Raw genomic sequence first — 3321 nt, 5'->3', positions numbered from 1 at the left:
TGCGGCGATCCGCTTACAGTTGCCACGTGAAATCAAATGGGCCGGATCAAAATGCTTTAAACCGCAATAGACGATGACTAACTGAGAGAGATGACTCAGTCAGCGGTTCATCTACTCGCGCGAACGATACGGATCACGTGGTCGCCGCGAACGACGTACCACTTCATTAAACTCAGCTCGGCGACTCACGTGCATCCGATGGTTCGCCATCCTCCCCGCGAGCAATGCAAAGTCGACGCCAAACCTCGTCTGACATTCGGTATTGGTAGCATCCTCGAAGCATCGCAGCAAATAGTGGATCGTCGCTGGCCAACTGTTCGACCAACGCAATGTAGTCGTCGCCATGGTTCCCCAGCAGATGTTCGACAGGTCCGGCGGCAAGATGCCCGTGAGTGTTTTCGTTTCCATGCCAGTAAGCGGCGAGAATGAACTTCCATTGCGCTTCTGGTGAAGCCGTGAAATTCATGGGCACTACATGTTCGCTCGCGGTGGTCGGTGGATCGTCAAGAAGCCAGGGAAGCTCAGGAAGTGGTTGCGGAGAATCATTGCCGCTCAATTCTGCATTCCACGCGATGGCAAAGGCGTCCCAGTCCGAATTCGTCAGATCGTCCCATCGCGGATCAGTCAGAGTCATGCGGTATCTTCAGTTGGCGAACGGCGGACATAACCGAGTGACGGCGGGCGACTCACCACTTCAAAAACCTCGACTCCGTCACTTCGGTTCATGTCATGGTTCGCGAGGTACTCACGACCACAGTCGGCACCACATCGCTGGTGACAAGTCTACCCGATCGGAATGGCCAAGGGGAACGAGCATTGATATTTCAGCCGGCGGGTAGGGCGTTTGACCAGCAATCTCCAAGCAGGGATCAAACCATAACATCAGAAGCGATTATCAGGAAACTGACGCATCGTGAAATCCGAAGGGTGTTGTTCAAGCAGGACAATTAAACCGTGAATTCAATTGCGATTGATTAAAAGCTGATGTCCGTCGAAATCAGATGGGCTGGATTCAGCAGCGACTATCAAACCGCAGAATCATTTGCGGCGATCAGCTAACGGTTGCGACGTTACTTCAGATGGGCCAGTTCCAAACGCCGTGTAGTGCAAAGGGCGATGCCTATCGGAAAGGAAGATAAGTCGTTCAACAGTTCACCTACCCGCGCGAACGGCGGGGTTCAGCGGGCGGGCGCAAGCGACTTTCTATTATCGAAACGCATAGCTCGCCCGCTCCGTTGCAACCCATGGTTCGTCGTGTTTTCAGGCATTGGACTCAAATCTGCCGTAAATCTCTTCAAGTTCTTCGCAAGTCATGTGTACGCTGAATCCGTCAGGCGGATCGAACTCACAGATCCAGAGTTCGTTGGATGGCGGCGAAAGACGAAGGCACAGCGGATTGCCACAACCATCATTTCCGACGATGAGGAAGTTCGAATCCCAGTCGGGATTGTCATTCTCAAAAATCATCGTTTCGGCATCAACCATTAAGAAGTCCTGCGGCTCCTGGAAGCTGTAATTCTTCAGGAACTGCGCATGCCTCTCGGGAATCTTGATTCCTAGCGTAGATTCAATGCGGTCAATGTCGGTTTGTTCCATAATACAGATTTAATTCACAACCAAGATCAAGAGCGAGATGCCGATGCCAACTTCCATCGACGAACGGCGGACATAACCGAGTGACGGCGGATGACACACCACTTCAGAAACCCCGACTCCGTCACTTCGGTTCATGTCATGGTTCGCGTGGTACACACGACCACAGCCTGCATCACATCGCTGCTGACAAGTCTACCCGATCGGAATCGCGAAGGGGAACGAGCATAGATTTTCCGGCTGGCGGAAAGGGCGTTTGATCCACTATCTCGGAGCCGAAATCAAACCGTCACATCAGAAGCGATAGACAGGCAACTGCTGACCCGTGAATTCAGATGGGCGATGTTCAAGCAACATAATCAAACCGTGAATTCAGTTGCGATCGATAGGAAACTGTCGTCTCGTGAAATCTCGTGGGCCGTGTTCACGAGCAACAATCAACCGTAAATTCAATTGCAGCTATCAGCTATCTGTTGACACTTGAAATCAGAAGGGCCGGATCCAAACGCTTTATATTGCGAAGGGCGATGACCAACTGAGAACGAGATGAGTCATCAAGCAGTCCAACTACCCGCGCGAACGTCACGCGTCACCGGGTACGCGCGGAAGATTTTCAACTGCCAAACCGATTGACTCGCGTACACCGGTGCACGCGATTGTTACGTCAATTCGATGAGAACTCAGATCGCACACTGGGCCGCGACAGCAGTACGAGACACCATATCGCAAGCGGAAAGCCAAGGATAATGCCGGGACTCAAAACGGGGATTAGCGAGACAATGCACCCGATGACTGACAGTTTGTACCGGCGACGACGCAGAACAGACACCATCGCGGCAAAGATGACGCAATGCGCTGCTATTACAATCGATAGACCAATAGGGAATGTCCAATCTCGCACCATCCAGAAGGACCATCCCATTCCCTGCGCGGCGTTCTGCAAGTCAAGGAAGAACATGATGACGTACCACGCATCAACAAAAATGGTGAGCAGTAGAAGTACAAGCAACAATAACGCGGGGATGCCAACGCTTGATATCTTGGCATTGAGTTCTTCGCTTGGCGCTGAGTAGGGATTCTCGCTCACTTTCTCGTTTCATGCTGACGTAACGGTCATGGTCACCGAGTCGGCGCGGTTGAGGTGAAACTAAAACCCAAAAGTCGTCGACTCGCCGACTTCGGTGCACCAACAGGTTCGCGTGGTACCCACGACCACAGCCGGCAGCACATCGCTGTCAAACAGTCTACTAGATTCGAATCGACAAGGGGAACGAGCATAGGTATATCGGCCGGCGGAAAGGGCGTTTGATCAGCTAACTGGAAGCCGATTCAAACCGTGACGTCAGATGCGATAAACAAGAAACTGTTGCCACTTGAAATCCGAAGGGTCGAGTTCGCAAACGACAATCAAACCGTGAATTCAATTGCGATCAATAGGAAACTGACGTTTCCCGAAATCACATGGGCCGCGATCAGCAACCACTAACAAACCGTGAACTCAATTGCGGCGATCGGCTAATGGTTGTCAGGTGCGATCAGATGGGCCAGATCCGTCAGCATCGAAAACAGGCGTTGGTTATCGCAGGCACAACCATCCACGCGAACGGCAGCCGTCACCGAGGTCGGGCGGTGGACTTACCACTTCAATAAAACACGACTCCCGACCTTCGCGTGCACGGCATGGTTCGCGTGGTACACACGACCACGGTCGGCACCACATCGCTGTCG

The 3321-nt window shown here is 52.5% G+C and carries 4 protein-coding genes; all 4 read right to left on the bottom strand.

Annotation, left to right across the window (positions count from 1 at the left end; all coding sequences use genetic code 11):
- Positions 1–172 precede the first annotated feature (172 nt).
- Entirely contained in the window at positions 173–634 is a 462-nt protein-coding gene (locus LOC67_RS16975; protein ID WP_230263833.1) for a DUF6869 domain-containing protein, read from the bottom strand.
- A gap of 626 nt (positions 635–1260) precedes the next feature.
- The gene (locus LOC67_RS16970) at positions 1261–1596 is read right to left on the bottom strand and encodes an SMI1/KNR4 family protein (RefSeq protein ID WP_230263831.1); all 336 of its coding nucleotides are present in this window, start codon (positions 1594–1596) and stop codon (positions 1261–1263) included.
- Between the two features lie 9 nt (positions 1597–1605).
- Complete coding sequence (locus LOC67_RS27385) at positions 1606–1731, bottom strand: hypothetical protein (protein ID WP_261366980.1); 126 nt, start codon at positions 1729–1731, stop codon at positions 1606–1608.
- A gap of 526 nt (positions 1732–2257) precedes the next feature.
- Positions 2258–2680, bottom strand: a complete 423-nt coding sequence (locus tag LOC67_RS16965; protein ID WP_230263830.1) for a hypothetical protein — start codon at positions 2678–2680, stop codon at positions 2258–2260.
- Positions 2681–3321: the final 641 nt, after the last annotated feature.

This window comes from Stieleria sp. JC731 (assembly GCF_020966635.1).
Classification (GTDB): domain Bacteria; phylum Planctomycetota; class Planctomycetia; order Pirellulales; family Pirellulaceae; genus Stieleria.
Note: the sequence above shows the minus strand (reverse complement) of the source record. Positions and strands in the feature narration are given on the sequence as shown.

Excerpts from the sequence above, each read along its gene's own strand:
- LOC67_RS16975 (WP_230263833.1), bottom strand. The coding sequence starts at position 634 with ATGACTCTGACTGATCCGCGATGGGACGATCTGACGAATTCGGACTGG.
- LOC67_RS16970 (WP_230263831.1), bottom strand. The coding sequence starts at position 1,596 with ATGGAACAAACCGACATTGACCGCATTGAATCTACGCTAGGAATCAAG.
- LOC67_RS27385 (WP_261366980.1), bottom strand. The coding sequence starts at position 1,731 with ATGAACCGAAGTGACGGAGTCGGGGTTTCTGAAGTGGTGTGTCATCCG.